Origin of the sequence: Brevundimonas sp., from assembly GCF_035627475.1 — a bacterium.
In the GTDB taxonomy this organism is placed as follows: Bacteria; Pseudomonadota; Alphaproteobacteria; order Caulobacterales; family Caulobacteraceae; genus Brevundimonas.
The window spans coordinates 1-16,834 of sequence record NZ_DASPLR010000060.1; the positions used below are offsets into that span (position 1 = coordinate 1).

At 70.7% G+C, this 16,834-nt stretch carries 16 protein-coding genes; 9 read left to right on the top strand and 7 right to left on the bottom strand.

What is annotated here, in order from left to right; genetic code table 11:
• Nucleotides 1–613 precede the first annotated feature (613 nt).
• A complete protein-coding gene (gene dnaE, locus VEA62_RS15175) occupies nucleotides 614–4,084 on the top strand; it encodes a DNA polymerase III subunit alpha (RefSeq protein WP_324823354.1) in 3,471 nt (1,156 codons plus the stop codon).
• Nucleotides 4,084–4,440, top strand: a complete 357-nt coding sequence (locus tag VEA62_RS15180; protein ID WP_324823356.1) for a GFA family protein — start codon at nucleotides 4,084–4,086, stop codon at nucleotides 4,438–4,440. The genes dnaE and VEA62_RS15180 overlap by 1 nt, the downstream gene beginning before the upstream one ends.
• Here VEA62_RS15180 and VEA62_RS15185 read toward each other — a convergent pair.
• The 3 genes from VEA62_RS15185 to VEA62_RS15195 are packed head-to-tail and all read right to left on the bottom strand — an operon-like array spanning nucleotide 4,437 to nucleotide 7,595.
• The gene (locus VEA62_RS15185) at nucleotides 4,437–5,234 is read right to left on the bottom strand and encodes an RNA methyltransferase (RefSeq protein WP_324823358.1); all 798 of its coding nucleotides are present in this window, start codon (nucleotides 5,232–5,234) and stop codon (nucleotides 4,437–4,439) included. The two genes, VEA62_RS15180 and VEA62_RS15185, sit on opposite strands and share 4 nt — an antisense overlap.
• Nucleotides 5,231–6,121 (bottom strand): class I SAM-dependent methyltransferase, encoded by an 891-nt coding sequence (locus VEA62_RS15190; protein ID WP_324823360.1) that lies wholly within the window; start codon nucleotides 6,119–6,121, stop codon nucleotides 5,231–5,233. The genes VEA62_RS15185 and VEA62_RS15190 overlap by 4 nt, the downstream gene beginning before the upstream one ends.
• Nucleotides 6,093–7,595 carry a glycosyltransferase family 2 protein gene (locus VEA62_RS15195; protein WP_324823362.1) on the bottom strand — a complete coding sequence of 501 codons (1,503 nt, stop codon included), beginning with the start codon at nucleotides 7,593–7,595 and terminating at the stop codon, nucleotides 6,093–6,095. Before VEA62_RS15195 ends, VEA62_RS15190 begins: the two co-directional genes overlap by 29 nt.
• A 97-nt stretch (nucleotides 7,596–7,692) precedes the next feature.
• On the opposite strand from VEA62_RS15195, the gene VEA62_RS15200 reads away from it, so the two are divergent.
• The 4 genes from VEA62_RS15200 to VEA62_RS15215 are packed head-to-tail and all read left to right on the top strand — an operon-like array spanning nucleotide 7,693 to nucleotide 10,914.
• Nucleotides 7,693–8,325 carry a TetR/AcrR family transcriptional regulator gene (locus tag VEA62_RS15200; protein ID WP_324823364.1) on the top strand — a complete coding sequence of 211 codons (633 nt, stop codon included), beginning with the start codon at nucleotides 7,693–7,695 and terminating at the stop codon, nucleotides 8,323–8,325.
• Complete coding sequence (locus VEA62_RS15205) at nucleotides 8,322–9,158, top strand: ABC transporter substrate-binding protein (RefSeq protein ID WP_414641917.1); 837 nt, start codon at nucleotides 8,322–8,324, stop codon at nucleotides 9,156–9,158. Before VEA62_RS15200 ends, VEA62_RS15205 begins: the two co-directional genes overlap by 4 nt.
• A complete protein-coding gene (locus VEA62_RS15210; RefSeq protein WP_324823366.1) occupies nucleotides 9,155–10,147 on the top strand; it encodes an iron ABC transporter permease in 993 nt (330 codons plus the stop codon). Before VEA62_RS15205 ends, VEA62_RS15210 begins: the two co-directional genes overlap by 4 nt.
• Entirely contained in the window at nucleotides 10,144–10,914 is a 771-nt protein-coding gene (locus tag VEA62_RS15215) for an ABC transporter ATP-binding protein (protein ID WP_414641919.1), read from the top strand. Before VEA62_RS15210 ends, VEA62_RS15215 begins: the two co-directional genes overlap by 4 nt.
• On the opposite strand, the gene VEA62_RS15220 is transcribed toward VEA62_RS15215, so the two are convergent.
• Nucleotides 10,896–12,965 (bottom strand): lytic transglycosylase domain-containing protein, encoded by a 2,070-nt coding sequence (locus VEA62_RS15220; protein ID WP_324823368.1) that lies wholly within the window; start codon nucleotides 12,963–12,965, stop codon nucleotides 10,896–10,898. The two genes, VEA62_RS15215 and VEA62_RS15220, sit on opposite strands and share 19 nt — an antisense overlap.
• Before the next feature lie 111 nt (nucleotides 12,966–13,076).
• Here VEA62_RS15220 and dapA point away from each other — a divergent pair, with 111 nt between their 5' ends.
• Together dapA and smpB are read left to right on the top strand one after the other, a co-directional pair.
• Nucleotides 13,077–13,961 carry a 4-hydroxy-tetrahydrodipicolinate synthase gene (gene dapA / locus VEA62_RS15225; protein ID WP_324823370.1) on the top strand — a complete coding sequence of 295 codons (885 nt, stop codon included), beginning with the start codon at nucleotides 13,077–13,079 and terminating at the stop codon, nucleotides 13,959–13,961.
• Between the two features lie 217 nt (nucleotides 13,962–14,178).
• Entirely contained in the window at nucleotides 14,179–14,649 is a 471-nt protein-coding gene (gene smpB / locus VEA62_RS15230) for an SsrA-binding protein SmpB (RefSeq protein WP_168048613.1), read from the top strand.
• 4 nt (nucleotides 14,650–14,653) lie between these two features.
• Here smpB and VEA62_RS15235 read toward each other — a convergent pair whose 3' ends face one another.
• The 3 genes from VEA62_RS15235 to VEA62_RS15245 form a co-directional block, all read right to left on the bottom strand.
• Nucleotides 14,654–14,848: a hypothetical protein gene (locus tag VEA62_RS15235; protein ID WP_324823374.1), complete on the bottom strand. Its 195-nt coding sequence runs from the start codon at nucleotides 14,846–14,848 to the stop codon at nucleotides 14,654–14,656.
• Between the two features lie 131 nt (nucleotides 14,849–14,979).
• Nucleotides 14,980–15,624: a uracil-DNA glycosylase gene (locus VEA62_RS15240; RefSeq protein ID WP_324823376.1), complete on the bottom strand. Its 645-nt coding sequence runs from the start codon at nucleotides 15,622–15,624 to the stop codon at nucleotides 14,980–14,982.
• Nucleotides 15,621–16,190 (bottom strand): NYN domain-containing protein, encoded by a 570-nt coding sequence (locus VEA62_RS15245; RefSeq protein WP_324823378.1) that lies wholly within the window; start codon nucleotides 16,188–16,190, stop codon nucleotides 15,621–15,623. The genes VEA62_RS15240 and VEA62_RS15245 overlap by 4 nt, the downstream gene beginning before the upstream one ends.
• Here VEA62_RS15245 and folK point away from each other — a divergent pair.
• Nucleotides 16,189–16,749, top strand: coding sequence for a 2-amino-4-hydroxy-6-hydroxymethyldihydropteridine diphosphokinase (gene folK / locus VEA62_RS15250; RefSeq protein WP_324823380.1), 561 nt, complete (start codon nucleotides 16,189–16,191; stop codon nucleotides 16,747–16,749). The two genes, VEA62_RS15245 and folK, sit on opposite strands and share 2 nt — an antisense overlap.
• The last annotated feature ends 85 nt before the right edge of the window (nucleotides 16,750–16,834 follow it).

Here is a 16,834-nt window from a genome sequence, read left to right on the forward strand (position 1 = left end):
TCAGGAAGATCTGACCCTTGAAGGCGACTCGCCTGGCTACTCGATCAACATCTACGTCAATGACTTCAGTTGGGGCGATTTCGGGATCGGCTAGCGGCCCCGCGCCTCCAGGCCGCCAAGGCGGACAGCCGCTTCCCACCCATGGCGGCCCTTCCCAAGGGCCGCCTCCGGCCAGCGGCGGCTCATGTGCCCGTGGAGCGTTTTGACCTTGACGGGAACCAAACGAGAACATAGAACATTACCGGAACACGCGAGGGAGAAGCCGTCATGGCGCGTTGGGTTCGGGATGCATTGTCGCTGGCGTCGTGCGGCGGTTTCGTCTGGGTGATGTGGCAGGCGGCCCTGCTGACCACGGCGGCCTGATGGGGCAGGGGGCGCAGGTCCTGTTGAACAGCGCCGCGCTCCGGACCGCCGATGTAGACTCTGCCGACTCCGCCCCACCGAATTCCGGCGCCGACTCTGCCGACTCCGCCACACCGTTTTTTCGTTTCACCCGGGCTAATCCACAGCCGGTCCCCCGTCCCGCCGTCGTCCCGGCCGCTTTCCAGTGTCGCGGTCGCCCGCGATGTGAGACTCGGTCCACAACAGGCGCGCCGACGACGAAGGACCGGGTTTGACCGACACGCTGAACAGCCAGGGCTTCATCCACCTCCGCGTCCGCTCGGCCTATTCGCTGCTGGAAGGGGCCATCAAGGCGGGCAAGGTTCCCCGCCTGGCCGCCGACGCCGGCATGCCCGCCGTCGGGGTCGCAGACCGCGCCAACCTGTTCGGGGCGCTCGAGTTCAGCCAGGCCTCGAAGGACGCCGGCGTCCAGCCGCTGATCGCCTGCGCCCTGCCGGTCACCGGCATCGGCGGCAAGATCAATGAACGCTGGGCCAAGGTCCCCACCGTCGTCCTGCTGGTCCAGAACGAGGCCGGCTGGCTCAATCTCTCGGCCCTGTCGTCCTCGGCCTTCCTCGACGCCGGGGCCATGGACGAACCCAGTGTGCCCTGGGACAAGGTCGTCTCCCGTTCCGAGGGCCTGATCCTGCTCTCCGGCGGCCCGGACGGGCCCATCGATCCGTTGTTCGTCCAGGGCAAGCCCGCCGAGGCCGCCGCCGCCCTCGCGGCCATGCAGCAGGCCTTCGGCGACCGTTTCTACGTCGAGCTCCAGCGCCACGGCCTCGCCTCCGAACAGCAGGCCGGGCGCGGTCTCGTCGAATGGGCCTACAAGAACGACGTCCCGCTCGTCGCCACCAACGACGTCCACTACGCCAAGGCCGCCCAGGCCCGGTCCCACGACGCCCTGCTGTGCATCGCCGACGGCGCCTTCACCGGTCAGGAGGACCGCCGCCGTATCACTGGCGAGCACTGGTTCAAGACCGCCGCCGCCATGCGCGAGCTGTTCGCCGACCTGCCCGAGGCCTGCGACTCCACCCTCGACATCGCCCGCCGCTGCGCCTTCATCGCCCCGACCCGCGCCCCCATCCTGCCGCGCTTCGACACCGGCGCCGGCCGCTCCGAGCCCGACGAGCTCATGCACCAGGCCCGCGAGGGGCTGAAGGAACGGCTCAGGCAGGTCACGCCCGCCGCCCCCGAAGAGGATTACTGGAGCCGCCTCGAATGGGAGGTGGGCATCATCCAGCAGATGGGGTTCCCCGGCTATTTCCTGATCGTGTCGGACTTCATCAAATGGGCCAAGAACCACGGCATCCCGGTGGGCCCGGGGCGCGGCTCCGGGGCCGGCTCGCTGGTCGCCTGGGCCCTGACCATCACCGACCTCGATCCGCTGCGCTTCGGCCTGCTGTTCGAACGCTTCCTCAATCCCGAGCGGGTCTCCATGCCCGACTTCGACATCGACTTCTGCCAGGAGCGGCGGGAGGAGGTGATCGACTACGTCCAGGACCGCTACGGCAAGGACCGGGTGGCCCAGATCATCACCTTCGGCACCCTGCAGGCCCGCGCCGTGCTGCGCGACGTCGGCCGGGTGCTGCAGATGCCGCTCGGCCAGGTCGACCGTCTCGCCAAGATGGTGCCGGCCAACCCCGCCAACCCGGTGACCCTGGCCCAGGCCATCGACCTCGAGCCACGCCTCAGGGAGGCGCGGGACAGCGACGCCAACGTCGCCGCCCTGCTCGAGACCGCGCTTGAGCTTGAGGGCCTGTACCGCAACGCCTCCACCCACGCCGCCGGCATCGTCATCGGCGACCGTCCGCTGATCGAGCTGGCGCCCCTGTACCAGGACCCGCGCTCGACCATCCCGGCCAGCCAGTTCAACATGAAATGGGTCGAGGCCGCCGGCCTGGTGAAGTTCGACTTCCTCGGCCTCAAGACCCTGACCGTGCTCGACCGCGCGCGCCAGTATCTGGAGCGGCGCGGCGCCGCCCCCGACTGGAACGGCCTGCCGCTCGACGACCCGAAGACCTATGAGCTGATGGCCTCGGGCCAGACTGTCGGGGTGTTCCAGCTGGAATCCCAGGGCATGCGCGACACCCTGCGCAAGATGCGCTGCGGCTCGATCGAGGAGATCACCGCCCTGATCTCCCTCTACCGGCCCGGGCCGATGGAGATGATCGACACCTACATCGACCGCAAATTCGGCCGCCAGGAAGTCGACTACCTCCACCCCTCCCTCAAGGAGGTCCTGACCGAGACCTACGGCGTCATCATCTACCAGGAGCAGGTGATGAAGATCGCCCAGATCCTGGCGGGCTACTCCCTCGGCGAGGCCGACCTTCTTCGCCGCGCCATGGGCAAGAAGAAGAAGGAGGAGATGGATTTCCAGCGGGCGCGCTTCATCAAGGGCGCTTCCGAAAAGGGGGTGCCGGAAGAGCAGTCCGGCGGCATCTTCGATCTGGTCGCCAAATTCGCCGGTTACGGCTTCAACAAGTCGCACGCCGCCGCCTATGCGCTGATCTCCTTCCAGACCGGCTGGCTGAAGGCGACCCATCCGGTCGAATTCATGGCTGCGTCCATGAGTCTCGATCTCAGCAACACCGACAAGCTGGCTGTTTTCTATCAGGATTGCCGTCGCTTCGAGGTGCCGGTGAAGGCCCCGGACGTGAACCGCTCCTCCGCCGACTTCGACGTGGCCTGGGAGGAGGGCGCCGACGGCGAAAAGACCGGTTCGGTGCTCTACGCCCTCGGCGCCATCCGCAACGTCGGCCTCGAGGCGATGAAGCATCTGGTGGAGGTGCGCGAGACCGGCGGCCGCTTCACCGACATCTTCGACTTCCTCGAGCGCGTGGACCCGAAATTCGTCAACAAGCGCGCGCTCGAGAACCTCGCCCGCGCCGGCGCCTTCGACTGTTTCCACACCAACCGCCGCCAGCTGGTCGAACAGGCCGACACCCTGATGGCCTATTGCCAGAGCGTCGCCGCCGAGCGCGCCTCGTCGCAGGTCAGCCTGTTCGGCGGCGATCAGGCCGGGGCGGGGCGCCCGCGCCTGCGGCCGGTCGAGCCGTGGGTCGGTCCCGAGAAGCTGGATCAGGAGCTGGCCGCCGTCGGCTTCTACCTGTCCGGCCACCCGCTGGAGGACATGGCCCCGGCCCTGAAGCGCAAGCGCGTCACCTTCGTCGCCGAGGCCACGGCCCTGGCCGAGAGCGGCCACGAGGCCTTCCTGATGGCCGGCGTCGTCCGCCGCCGCCAGGAGCGGGCCAGCGCGAAGACCGGCGAGAAATTCGCCTTCGTCACCTTCTCCGACCCGACGGGCGAGTTCGAATGCCTGTTCCCGCCCGAACAGCTGCGCAAATGCCGCGAGGTGCTTGAGGTCGGGGCCTCCATCATGGTCCGCGTCCGCGCCAAGTCCTCGGACGGCGAGGTTCGCTTCTTCGGCGACGACGCCAGCCGGCTCGACGCCCTGATCGACGACGGCCAGATGGGTCTGCGCATCCACGTCTCGTCGAAGGCCGCCGATCCCGCCGCGCTCAAGGCCCGTCTCGACCGCGCCCGGGCCGAGGGCAAGGGCGGAGAGGTGTCGCTGGTCGCCTCCCTCGACGGCCGCCGCGAGGTCGAGCTCAAGCTGCCCGGCCGCTATCGGCTGGACGGCGCCCTGCGCGGCGCGTTGAAATCGGCGCCGGGGGTGGTGCTGCTGGAGGATGCGTGATGGCTGAACTGAAAACCCACACCGGGTCCTGCGCCTGCGGGGCCGTCGCCTATGAGGTCGAGACCGATCTCGAGGGCCTGATCGAGTGCAACTGCTCGCACTGCTACCGCAAGGGTTTCGTCCTCGCCTTCGTTTCGCCCGACGCCTTCCGGGTGACGCGGGACGGGCCCCAGACCGCCTACACCTTCAACACCCACAAGATTCGCCATCAGTTCTGCGACACCTGCGGCGTCCAGTCCTTCGCCCACGGCGAAACCGCCGACGGCTCCCGGATGGTCGCGGTCAACATCCGCACCCTGACCGATATCGAGCCGTGGAGCTGGACCGCCCAGCGCGTCGACGGGAGGAGCTTCTAGGCCGCATCGGTCACCGCATAGACCATGATCCCCGTGGCTATGGCCAGGTTCAGGCTGTCGGCCCGGCCCCGCATCGGGATCTTGACGTTGACGTCGCATGCGGCGGCCAGGGCGTCCGTCAGCCCGGCCTGCTCGTTGCCCATCAGGATCAGGGCCGGCCGCTGGATATCGGCTTCCCGATAGCCGACCGAGGCGTCCAGCCGGGTGCCGATGACGCTGCCCGGCCAGCCCTGCCGCCAGGCCAGGAATTCCGCCGCCGTCGCCCGCGCTATGGCCACCGCGAAGACCGATCCCATGGTCGCCCTGACCGCCTCGACCGAATAGGGATCCACGCAATCCCCGATCAGCACCACCCCGCCGCAGCCCGCCGCGTCCGCTGTCCGGATGATGGTCCCCAGATTGCCCGGGTCCCGGACCTGCTCCAGCGCCACCCAGCAGGGGGCCCCTTCCGCCACGATCGCCGACAGCGGCGTATAGACCTGCTCGAACACCCCCAGCACCGTCTGCGGATTGTCGCGCCGGCTGATCTTTTCGAGGATGGCGTGGGTCACGACGACCACCTCGCCGCCGGTCGCCCGCGTCGCCTCCCGCGCCCGCTCCAGCAGCGGATGCGGCCGCGCGTCCTCGCCGACCAGCAGCAGTTTCGGCGCCCGCCCCTGATCCAGCGCCTCGCCGATGAACTTGAGGCCTTCCGCCAGGAACCGCCCCGTGGCTTCCCGCTCCTTGCGCATGTGCAGGGCCCGCACGGCCTTGACCGTGTCGTTCGTCAGCGAGGTGATCAGCCGGTCCGTCACGCCGACCACCGCGCGAAGAAGCTCAGCCCGATGGCCCGCCCGTCCGGTCCGTCCTCGGCCAGCGCCAGCTCGCCCCAGTCGATCACGCCGCCCCGGTCGTGCGTCGCCTCGGCCATAAGATGCGCCAGCGACAGCCCCGAGATCCGCGCCGCATAGGCGTTGAGCAGGAGGAAGGAGGCGTCGTCCGACAGCAGGGCCGCGCAGTCCTTCAGCAGGCCCGGCAGGTCCTCGAACAGACGCCAGACCTCGCCCGTCGGTCCCCGCCCGTATTTCGGCGGATCGAGAATGATCCCGTCGTATTTCGACCCCCGCCGCACCTCCCGGGCCGCATACTTTCGGGCGTCCTCGACGATCCAGCGCACCGGCCGGTCGGCCAGTCCCGACAGTTCCGCATTCTCCCGCGCCCAGGCCACCGACTTCTTCGAGGCGTCGACATGGGTCACTTCGGCCCCGGCCGCGGCGCAGGCCAGGCTGGCCACGCCCGTGTAGCCGAACAGGTTCAGGATGCGGGGCTTGCGCAGCCGACGCACCCGCCCGTCCAGCCAGTACCAGTTCGCCGCCTGCTCGGGGAAGAAGGCCAGATGCCGGAACGGCGTGAACCGGCTGGTGAAGCGCACGTCCCGCCAGGCCAGCGGAAAGGTGTCGATCGGCTTTCCGGCGAAGCGCCAGCGTCCGCTCTCGTCCTCGTCGGTCGGGTCGAACACCGCGTCGGCGGCGTCGAAGGCCGCAGCATCACGCGGCGACCAGAAGCACTGCGGCTCGGGTCGCACGACCGTGTACGGTCCGTACCGCTCAAGCTTGCGGCCCTGCCCGCTGTCCAGCAGGGCGTAGTCGGCCCAGGCGCGGGTGACGAGGGTTTCAGGCGACGGGTTGAGGCGCGGCGGCATGAGCCGCTGATAGGCGGTTCGGCGCCGTCTCGTCCAGCATGGCGTAGGCCGCGGCCGGGAGGTCGGCTTCGCAGGGCGGGGCGTCGCGCCGGTGCCGGGTCTTGTCCCAGGCGAACGGTTCGCGCAGCAGCCGCCAGCCGGCATGGAAGGCCGCCAGGCTCTGCAGCGCCCAGTAGGCGGGCGCAGCGATCATGTCGAACGGACCATAGGGCACGCCCGCGCGCCGCGTCCCAATGGCGCAGGACAGCCACGCCGACGCCGCTCCGAGGACCAGTACGCTCAGCGCCAGCAGGGGCGTCTCCGGCGACACGCCTGCCAGGGTGGCGACCAGCACGGTGGCGGCGACCCAGGCGAGCGACGGGCCGTTCAGCGCCGCCGATCCGAGGCAGGCGCCGATGGTCATGGTCAACGCGAACCCTCCGCGCCCGCCGAGCCGCCACGGCCGCCGTGTGTGTACGCCCCAGGTCTGCATATAGCCCTTCAGCCACCGGGTTCTCTGCGGCAGCCAGTCGGCGAGGCCGCCCGGCGGCGTCTCCCAGGTCGGCCGGCTCGTCACGCCCAGCCGCCAGCCGTGCGTCCACAGCCGGAATCCCAGATCGGCGTCCTCGGTGACGTTGAACGCATCCCAGCCGCCTACCGCCCGCAGCACCTCGACGCGGAAATGATTGCTGGTCCCGCCGAGCGGAAACGGCAGGCCCAGCCGCGACATGCCGGGCAGGGCGGTCTCGAACAGGCTGGCGTATTCGGCGGCGAACTGCCGGTCGAGGAAGGGCGAGGCGTCGCGCCCGCCGCGCCCCCCGCGGATGCGCAGGGGGGCCTGCAGGCACGCCAGTCGGCCGGCTGCTCCGGCGGCGAAGCGCGCCGCCGCCTCGCGCAGCTGCAACGGGTCCGGTTCGTCCTCGGCGTCATAGACCGTCAGCAGTTCGCCCGTGACGTGGGGCAGGGCGCAGTTGAGGGCCCGCGGCTTGGTCCGGGGCGCACCCGGCGGCGCCACGAACACCTCCAGCCAGTCCGGCCGCCGCGCCGCCATCGCGGCCGCGATGGTCGGACCGTCATGCGCCTCGAGGATCAGCATCCCCTGCAGCCGGTCGGGAGGATAGTCGATGCGCGCCAGCCGTTCGACGAGTTGGCTCATCACCTCTGTCTCGTCATGGAGGGCGACCAGGATGGTGTAGCGCGGCAGGTCGCCGACAGCAGGCGAGGGCGACGCGGGCGGTCGGGCGCTCATGATCACCAACAGCACCCGCCAGGCAGAGATGATCAGGAAGGCTGCGGCGGCGCCCGCGATGACCAGCGCCGCGACCGCCTCGGGCCGCCGCCACAGCAAGGCGCCGATGCCCGCGGCGGTGAAGATGGAGGCGGTCCACTGGAAGGCGGAAAGGCCGCGCCAGGCTGCGCTGCTCGCCCGCGGCGGCCCAAAGGACGCCGCCTTGCGTCCGCGATCGAGGCGATCGCTGATCCCCGCCCTTCCCATCCCGCACGGTTAACGCGCCGATTCGCGGGCGGCAAGCGGTTGGCGCGGCGCCGGGAATGCCGCTATTCAAGCGGTGGAGTTCGGAGTTTCACCCCACGTGACCGCCCCCGCCGTCCTGAATCCGCGATCGCAGCGCAAGCCGAAGGGCGAGGGCCACGCCCGCCGCGCCGAGATTCTGGCGGCCGCCGAACGCATCTTCGTCGAGCATGGATACGAGGGCGCGACGATCCGCAAGATCGCCGACGAGGTCGGCCTGTCCTCAACCGCCCTCTACATGCATTTCGCCGAAAAGGGCGAAATCCTCCACGAGATCTGCCGCCAGGCCTTTGCCGCCCTGATGGCCGCCAACGACGACATCCTGGCCGAGCCCGGCGATCCGGAAGCGCGGCTGCGGCGGATGCTCCGGGCCTATATCGACTTCGGCTTCGCCAACCCGAACGCCTATCGCCTGGCCTACATGACCCGTCCGGTGGAACTGCGCGAGGGCGCCCAGTCGGCGGCGCGGGAGCTGGGGCACGAGCTGTTCCGGTCGTTCGAGCAGGTGGTCGAGGCCGCGGCCGCGGCCGGTCGGCTGAGAGGCGACGCAGCGGTGACGGCCCAGGCCCTGTGGGCCGGCGCCCATGGCGTCGTGTCGCTGATGATCACCAAACCCTATTTCGAATGGGTCACGCCCGATGCGCTGGTGGACACGCTGCTGGACGGGTTGTTCACGGGCCTTCTGAAACCGTGAGCATCCAGGCGAGGGGGTTCGCGGTCGCGGGTCTGGCCATCCTCCTGAGCACGGCCGGCGGGCCGGCGATGGCGGCGGAGACGCGGCCGCTGCGGGTGATGTCCCTGGACCAGTGCGGCGATCAGTACGCGCTCGCCCTGGCGCCGCAGGCCGAACTGGCCCTGTCGCCCCGCGCCGATGACCCTGACTCCTGGTTGCGGGAGGCCGCCGCTGGCCGCCGGCGGGTGCGCCCGACGCTGGAGGCCGCCATCGCCTTCAGGCCTGACGTCGTGGTGCGCTACTGGGGCGGGGACGCCCGGTTGCTGGCCCGGCTCGAGGCATCCGGCGTCCGGGTCGTCACCATAGAGGACGCCACCGGCTTCGAGGCCGTGCGCGGAAACATCCGCACGGTCTCCGCCGCCCTCGATGCAAGGCCGGGCGGCGAGGCCTTGATCGCCCGCATGGACGCCCGGCTCCGCGAGGCCGCGCCCCGGACCCGCGAATCCGGAGCCGGTGCGCCGAAAAGATCCGCCCTCTATCTGACAGCCGGAGGGTTCACCGCGGGGCGCGGCACCCTGGTCGACGCCATCCTCCGCGCCGCCGGGCTGATCAACGCCGCCCCCATGCCGGGATTCGCCCCGGTGAGCGTCGAGCGAATCGCGCTTTCGCCGCCCGCCTGGTTCGTACTCGGCTTTTTCGACCAGCCGCGCGGCGACTGGCGCGGTCCGGGGCGCCACCCGGTCGTGCGCACGGCGGCCAGGGACCGCATCGCGGCCCGGTTGCCGGCCGCCGCCCTGACCTGCCCCGCGTGGTTCGCCGCCGACGCGGCGGCGATGCTGAAGGCCTCCGCGTGACCCGCGGACCGGGGCAGCTGACTATCCTCCTCTCCGTCGCGATCGTGGTCGCAGCGGCCCTGGCCGTGCTGTTCGGCGAAAGCGCCTTCGACGCGGCCCAACTCGGGCAGGCGTTCACCGATGCGTCATCCGGTCCGGCCGAGGTGCTGTGGGCGGTGCGCGCGCCCCGCGCCGCCACGGCGCTGATGGTCGGGGCGGCGCTCGGCCTGTCCGGCGCGGTCATGCAGGGCCTGCTGAGGAATCCGCTGGCCGATCCCGGCGTGCTCGGCGTCTCGGCAGTGGCCGCGTTTGGCGCGGCCGTGGCCATCGTACTCGGCTGGGCCGCCCTCCCCGGAGCGGTCGAGACGGCGGCCCTGCTCGGAGCCGGCATGGCCGGCGGGCTGCTGGTGCTGTTCTCCGCCCGGGTGCGCTCGCCCGAGGCCCTGATCCTGTTTGGCGTGGCCGTGTCCAGCTTCGCCGGGGCGGCCACGGCCCTGATCTTCAACCTGTCCCCGTCGCCGATCGCTCTCGCCGAGGTGATGAGCTGGCTGCTCGGCTCGGTGCAGAACCGCAGCTGGGTCGACGTCGCCTGGGTCGCCCCGGCCGTGCTCGCCTCAGCCGTGCTGGCGGCCTTCGCGGCGCCCGGTCTGCGCATGCTCAGCCTCGGCGAGGAGACGGCGCGGACGTCAGGCCTGCCCATGGCCCGGCTGCGTCTGCTGGCCTTGCTGGCGGCTGCTCTGGGCACCGGGGCGGCCGTCGCCGTGGCGGGCGTGATCGGCTTCGTCGGCCTGGCCGCGCCTCATCTGGTGCGGACGGCGGTGCGAGGCGACCCGGCCCGGCTGCTGCTGCCGTCGGCCCTGGCCGGGGGCTTGATGCTGGTCGTAGCCGACCTGCTCGCGCGGATGACGCCGACCGACCAGGAGCTGAAGCTGGGCGTGTTCACCGCCCTCGTCGGCGCGCCGCTCTTCGCCCTGATCGCCTGGCGAGCCGCGCGGGAGTGGCGGCTGTGAACGCCTTCCTGGCCATGTGGGACGCAGAGGCCCGGTTGGGCGGACGCCCGGTTCTGGACGGAGCCGACCTGCTGGTGGAGCCGGGCGAGCTTGTCGCGCTCGTCGGCCCGAATGGGGCGGGCAAGTCCAGCCTGATTCGGGCTTTCGCCGGCCTCCTTCCGCTGACAGGCGGGGTCGCCCGCCTGTCAGGTGACGACGTCTCCATCGTCTCGCCTCGCGCCCGGGCCGAACGGGCGGCCTATCTGCCGCAGGAGCGGCGCATCGCCTGGAACCTCCCGGCAGTCGAGGTCGCGGCGCTGGGCGCGCCCTTTCTGGCGCCGGATGAGGCGCTGCAGCGAGCCCGGCGGGCGCTGGATGAGGTCGAGGCGGGGCATCTGGTCGACCGGGGGGTGGCCGAGATGTCCGGCGGGGAGCGGGCGCGGGTCTTGCTCGCCCGGGCGCTGGCCACCGAGGCCCAGGCCCTGCTGGTCGACGAGCCCATCGCCGGCCTGGACCCCGAGGCCCAGCTGATGGTGCTGGAGCGGCTCAGGGCCCGCGCCCGCGCCGGGCAGGCTGTGCTCGTCAGCCTGCATGACCTGCCGTTGGCCGCCCGGTTCGCCGACCGCGTCGCGGTCATGCATCAGGGCCGTGTGGTGGCCGATGCCTCTCCACTGCAAGCCCTGACCCCCGACGTCATGGAACAGGTCTTCGGCCTGAACGCCCGCTGGGTCGAAGGTCCGGACGGACCGCTGCTGTCAGCCGGGCGCCGTCATTCGGCACCCGACTGATCGGCCACGGAGCCCGTTGAAGCATAGGGCTGCGGGCCCGCCGGGGCGCCGCGGCGAAGGTCGGAGGACAGCGTCAGCGGGGCCGAGCCGCCGTTCAGCCGGGCCTTGTAGACCGACATGTTCTCCATCACCCGCATCATGTAGTTGCGCGTCTCGGTGAAGGGGGCGCACTCGATGAAGTCGATCGGATCGACCTGGCCGCCACGCGGGTCGCCGCAGCGGGCGATCCATTGCGGGGGTCGGGCGGGACCGGCGTTGTAGCCGACCGTGGTCAGCAGCATCGAGCCGCCGAAACGGTTGGTCAGGTCGCCGAGGTGATAGCTGCCCAGCGTCATGTTGTAGTCGGGATCCCACAGCCGCTCGGCCGAGAAGGGCATGCCCAGCTGGCGCGCGACCATGGCTCCCGTCGAGGGCAGGAACTGCATCATGCCGCGGGCGTCAGCGCCGGAGCGGGCCCGTGGATCGAAGCTGGATTCCTGCCGGGTGATGGCGAGGGTGAACTCCAGCGGCGCGGCGCCCGGAACCTGAGGCCGAATCCGCACCGGGTACTGGCGCTCGGGCATCAGGAAGCCGCGTTGGCTGGCGGCGCGGCCGACCATCATGGCGGTGAAGCCCTCGCCATAGGCGCGCGACAGGTCCATCAGCAGGGCCAGTTCGGGCGCGCCCGGCAGGTCGTCGTCCAGTTGATAGGCGAAGACGCGGAACAGGCTGGTCTCGCCCGTCTCGCCGAGGATGCGCAGGGCCCGCACCACCTCATTGGCCTCGAAGGCGGCGCGCTCGCCCTCTGTCGGCGCCGGATCGCCGGGCAGGGTCAGGGTGGTCAGCCCGGCCTTCTCGGCGGCCAGCTGGCCATAGAAGGTCTGGATGTGCCGGGCGCCGTCGCGATAGAATTCCACCGCGGCGGGGGTGTTCCCCCGCGCCTCCGCCGCCCGGCCCAGCCAGTACATGGCCCGGCCCTGGGTGATCGGCGTCGAGGACGACTGACGCAGGATCTCGAAATGGGTCGCCGCCCGCGCCGGGTCGTTCAGCTTGGTCAGCGCCACCCAGCCGGCGAAGAACTCCGCATCGACCTTGCGTTCGCCCGAGGGGAAGCCGTGGCCCGCCATGGCGTCGTAGGCGGCCTGCCAGTTGCGCCGCTCGAGGGCGTCGAGGAAATAGTTGCGGCGCTCGCTCCACAGGGTGTTCTGACCGTCGGTGTGCGATGGCGCGGCCGGCAGGGCGGCCAGCAGGGAGAAGCCCTCGGACTGGCGGTTCTGCGAGCGCAGGATGCGGACGCGCTCGAGCACGACGGCCGGATCCATGGCCTGCGACGGGCTCAGGCCGGCCACCACGGCGTCGGGGCTGTAGGCCGTGCGCAGGGCCATGGCCGCCTCGGCCACCGCGCGGCGCTCCGGCGAGACCATCTGCGTCATGGCCCGGGTCGCCGGGCCGTGCGGACCCAGCAGCAGCATGTTCAGCCGCGCCTCGTGGTCGCCCTGGGTCAGCCAGCCGCCCCAGCGAGTGAGGATGCGGGTCTGCTGGGCCTCGTCGAACGAGCGATTGCGCCACCAGTCGGTGACCAGGGCGCGGGCTTCGTCGCGGCGGCCCCGCTGCTCCAGCGCGTCGGTCAGGGCGATGGCGCCCTCCACCGTAGTCGGCGGGGTCCGGCCGAACAGGGCCAGCGCAGCGTCGGGTCCGGCATAGGCGAGGTCCAGCGCCCGCTCGGCGGCGGCCCTGCGGCTCTCCGCCCGGGGCCATTCGGCGAAGGCGGTCTGGGCGACGGCGAGGTCGCTGTACGGCATCTGTTCGGCGGAAGTGTCCAGCAGGGCCCATTCGACCAGCTTGCGCGCCGACGGGTCGCCGATCTGGGCGGCGGTGGAGCGGGCGCCGACCACGTCGCGGGCGCGGGCCTGGGCCAGCCCCTGGCGGAAGAGGGCGGTGTCCTGGTCGTTGAGCAGCCGCGCCTGAGTGCTCTGCGGCGCGACGGCCGAGTAGGGCGTTTCCTGCGGAACCAGTGTTTCGGGCGCGGGGGCGAGCAGAGCCAGGGCGGCCGCGAGACTGGTTGCGATCATGCCGTGTCCGATCCCCATTCCATGACGGTTGCGGCGGGCTCGCCGGCAACCTACGCTCCCACGCTTCGTCTCAGGGCGCATCGCCCCATCCCACGCAGGACCATCGTTTCAATGACCGCCCCTTTGTTCAAGGGCGTGATCACCGCCCTGATCACACCACTTCGTGACGGAAAGGTGGACGAAGCCGCCTTCAGGACGCTGCTGGAACGCCAGATCGCGGCCGGGGTTCACGGCGTCGTCCCGATGGGCACGACCGGAGAGAGCGCCTCGCTGCACCTCGACGAGCACAGGCGGGTCGTCGAGCTGTGCGTGGAGGTCGCCGCCGGCCGGGTGCGGGTCATCGCCGGGGCGGGCTCCTCGGCCACCGACAAGTCGATCGACCTGGTTCGCCACGCCAAGACCGTGGGCGCCGACGGGGCGCTGGTCGTGACGCCCTATTACAACCGGCCTTCGCAGGCGGGGATGGCGGCGCATTTCGAGGCCATCGCAGAGGCGGTCCAGCTGCCGGTGCTGCTCTACAACGTGCCGGGCCGCACGGGCGTCGACCTGGCCAATGAGACCGTCGCGCGGCTGGCGGCGCATCCGAACATCGTCGGCATCAAGGACGCCACCGGCGACCTGGCCCGGGTCAGCTGGATGCGGGCCAACATCATCGATCAGCAGTTCGACCTGATTTCGGGCGATGACCCCAGCTATCTCGGCTACCACGCCCACGGCGGGGTTGGGGTGATCTCGGTGACCTCCAACGTCGCCCCCGAGGCCATGGTGGCGCTGCACGAGGCCGCGGCGGCCGGCGACTACGCAGCGGCGCGTGAGTGGCAGGACCGGCTGATCGGCCTGCACAAGGGCCTGTTCCTCGACAACTCGCCGTCGCCGGCGAAGTACGCGCTCGCCCGGCTCGGCCTGTGCACCGAGGAGGTGCGGCTGCCCCTGGCCCCGACCGCCGACGCGGTGAGGCCGGCGATCGAGCGGGCCATGGCGGAGGCCGGGCTGTAGAAAATCTGGTGTGGCAGAGTCGGCAGAGTCGGCGCCGGGCCCGCGGAAATTCGGTGTGTCAGAGTCGGCAGAGTCGGCGGATTGAACGCGCCGCCGGTCCCTCAAGCTTGAAGACGGTCGGGCCACGGGCGCAGTCTAGCGCGGGTCTGCGTCAAAATCGGACGTAGGTCGCCCCGGCGGCTTCGCGCCGCCGGACGGAGCGTGTAGGAGGGCGGGAATGGCCGCCGAGAAACCCAAGACCAAGCTGATCGCCGAGAACCGCCGGGCGAAATTCGACTATTTCCTCGAGGACTACACAGAGGCCGGGATCCAGCTGCTGGGCACCGAGATCAAGGCCCTGCGCGATGGCCGGGCCAATATCGCCGAGTCCTATGCGGCGGTGGAGGGGCGCGAGATCGTGCTGATCAACGCCGACATCCCGCCCTACAAACAGGCCAACCGCTTCAACCACGAGCCGCGCCGGCCGCGGAAGTTGCTGCTGCACCGCAAGCAGATCGACAAGATGATCGGGGCGGTCCAGCGCGATGGCCAGACCATTATCCCGGTCAAGCTGTACCTGAACGAGGCGGGCAAGGCGAAGCTGGAGATCGCCCTGGCCAAGGGCAAGAAGCTGCACGACAAGCGCGAGGCCACGGCGCAGCGCGACTGGCAGCGCGACAAGGCGCGGCTGATGAAGGAGCGGGGCTAGAAGGTCAGGCCACCGGCTGGGCGTCCAGCACGCCCGGTATCGAGGCCGCCGCCTGGTCCGCGCCCCATGGACCCAGGGAGGGTCGCGTCGACTGCTGGATCAACAGGGCCGTGGCCGCGATCAGCGATGCGATCAGCAGCGCCCAGACGGCCGCCTTCCGCTCTTCAGGGGAAAACGCCCCCCGCCTCGTGCTACGCATGACAACCTCCCAGTCCCGCTTGCTCAACGCGGGTTCGGCGACGCTGTTCCTGGGTATGGAGGCTACACCCGACGACCGCCGATTCGCGTGTCGCGAGAACCACAGTCAGCGGTCGGGGGACCGATGTTCGATCACGTTTCGATGAGGTTCCGGGCCCGCCGGAAGACATCCTCGAACATCTCCGCCGTCAGCCGGCCGGTGTTCGTGTTCAGCCGGGAGCAGTGGTAGCTGTTCAGCAGCAGATAGGGGCCGACTTCGGCCTGGGCGCCGTGACCCGCCGCCATGGCGCTCGCCGGCCTGCCGAGCGCCTTCAGCACATTGCGTCGCGACACGTCGCCGAGGGTCAGGATGACCCTGAGGCGGGGCAGGGCGGCGAGGCGCGACTGCAGGAACGGCCGGCAGGTCGCCTCCTCGGCCGGCAGGGGCTTGTTGCCCGGCGGGGCGCAGCGCACCGCGTTGGTGATCATGCAGTCGACCAGCTCGAGGTCGTCGTCGCCGTTCGGGTCATAGCGCCCGCGCGCGAACCCCGCCTTCAGCAGGGTGTCGTAGAGCAGCCAGCCGGCGTGATCGCCGGTGAACGGCCGCCCGGTGCGGTTGGCCCCGGTCCGGCCGGGCGCCAGGCCCGCGACCAGCAGCCTGGCCTCCGGATCGCCGAACGAGGGCGCGGCGCCGTTCCACCAGCCGGGGTTCTGGCGCGCGTTCTCCAGCCGGTAGCCGACCAGCCGCGGACACAGCGGGCAGTCTCTCGGCGCCTCGGGGGGGTAGGGGAGGGTCACTGGTCGAACACCCGGCTGTTCGGCGCGGCGCCCGCCACGCGCGGCCGCCCGATCTCCGGCAGCAGGTCGTTCAGCTCCACGAAGGCGTCCGCCTGGCGCCTCAGTTCGTCGGCGATCTGGGGCGGCTGGCTCTTCATCGTCGACACCACCGTGACCCGCACCCCCTTGGCCTGCACCGCCTGCACCAGCCGCCGGAAGTCGCCGTCGCCGCTGAACAGCACCATGTGCTGCACGTGCGGAGTCAGCTCCAGCATGTCGACGGCGATCTCGATGTCCATATTGCCCTTGGTCCGGCTATGGCCCTGGGCGTCGGTGAAGCGCTTGACCGGCCTGGTCACCACGGTGAAGCCGTTGTAGTCGAGCCAGTCGACCAGAGGCTTGATCGGCGAGAACTCTTCGCCCTCGATCACCGCCGTGTAATAATAGGCGCGAACCAGAACGCCTTTCGCGCGATACGTCTCCAGCAGCCGGCTGAAGTCGAGGTCGGCCCCCAGCGCCCTGGCGGCGGAATACAGATTGGCCCCGTCGATGAACAGGGCGATGCGCTCGGTCGGAAGAGGCGTCATGGAAGTCGGTTCCGAGAATATGGACGTCCCGGTCACCGTCGAATTGGACGGCGCCGTCGATCTGGACGACGCCGTCATCGTCGCGCTGGGCTGCAATGACAAGGGGGCCTGGCGCGATTGCCGCGAGGCGCTGGAGGCGGCCCTGGCCCGGTTCCGCTCCGAAGGGATCGATGTGGTGATGCGGTCGTCGTGGTGGCGCTCGGCGGCCTGGCCCGATCCCGAAGACCCGCCCTTCACGAACGGCGTGGTCATCGTCCGCACCGCCCACGACCCCCACGCCCTGATGGCCGCCCTCGGCCGTATCGAGGACGTCTTCGGCCGCCGCCGGTCGCGGCCGAACGCGCCGCGCACCCTCGACCTCGACCTGATCGCCTACGGCCGGCTGAGCGGCGACCTCGACGGCCTGATCCTGCCCCATCCGCGGGCGGCGGACCGGAAGTTCGTCATGGGGCCGCTGGCGGAAATCGCGCCGGACTGGACCGATCCAGGCGGCGGCGGCAGGGCGGCTGACCTCGCGCGTTCCGCCCGTGTCGGCGCCGACGCCCATTGCGCGGGCTGAGAGAGGCGGGCGGCTCGCCTGTCAGGTTCAGTGGGTTGTCATTACCCCAAACGCCGGTATCTCTGGTTGCGGCGTCACGGTGACG

What these genes read in the sequence shown, in the direction of transcription:
- VEA62_RS15180 (WP_324823356.1), top strand. Translation starts at nt 4,084, where the DNA reads ATGGCTGAACTGAAAACCCACACCGGGTCCTGCGCCTGCGGGGCCGTC.
- VEA62_RS15190 (WP_324823360.1), bottom strand. Translation starts at nt 6,121, where the DNA reads ATGCCGCCGCGCCTCAACCCGTCGCCTGAAACCCTCGTCACCCGCGCC.
- VEA62_RS15195 (WP_324823362.1), bottom strand. Translation starts at nt 7,595, where the DNA reads ATGGGAAGGGCGGGGATCAGCGATCGCCTCGATCGCGGACGCAAGGCG.
- VEA62_RS15220 (WP_324823368.1), bottom strand. Translation starts at nt 12,965, where the DNA reads ATGATCGCAACCAGTCTCGCGGCCGCCCTGGCTCTGCTCGCCCCCGCG.
- dapA (WP_324823370.1), top strand. Translation starts at nt 13,077, where the DNA reads ATGACCGCCCCTTTGTTCAAGGGCGTGATCACCGCCCTGATCACACCA.
- smpB (WP_168048613.1), top strand. Translation starts at nt 14,179, where the DNA reads ATGGCCGCCGAGAAACCCAAGACCAAGCTGATCGCCGAGAACCGCCGG.
- VEA62_RS15235 (WP_324823374.1), bottom strand. Translation starts at nt 14,848, where the DNA reads ATGCGTAGCACGAGGCGGGGGGCGTTTTCCCCTGAAGAGCGGAAGGCG.
- folK (WP_324823380.1), top strand. Translation starts at nt 16,189, where the DNA reads ATGGAAGTCGGTTCCGAGAATATGGACGTCCCGGTCACCGTCGAATTG.
- VEA62_RS15245 (WP_324823378.1), bottom strand. Translation starts at nt 16,190, where the DNA reads ATGACGCCTCTTCCGACCGAGCGCATCGCCCTGTTCATCGACGGGGCC.